This is a genomic window from Bradyrhizobium sp. Kon56, assembly GCF_055807635.1.
On sequence record NZ_JBVVOU010000451.1, the window covers coordinates 1 to 265 of the forward strand.

Below are 265 nucleotides of genomic sequence, written 5' to 3' on the forward strand. Positions count from 1 at the left end.
TGTGACGATGCTGCCAGGCGAGCCGATCCAGCGCGATCAGGCTCAACAGTCTGTCGGCAGATTTCGCCGGCTCACGCGGCGCCTCAAGATAGTCGGCGCTGCGCGAGTAGCGGCCAATGTGCACACTGGCCAACTCGACCATTTGCGCGATGGCTTCCTGCGCCCGGTCGGCCCCGTTGCCGGACGCGTCGGCGCCGACTTCACGGCGCCCCAGCGTCATCCAATCACCCTCCCCCGCACGCCATAGGCACTCAAGGTGCAAGGG

The 265-nt window shown here is 66.8% G+C and carries 1 protein-coding gene; it reads right to left on the reverse strand.

All coding sequences use genetic code 11. The features are described from left to right. Positions 1-220: hypothetical protein (locus AC0L3B_RS39635; RefSeq protein WP_473383308.1), on the reverse strand; the 220-nt coding region annotated here is incomplete at its 3' end. Positions 221-265: the final 45 nt, after the last annotated feature.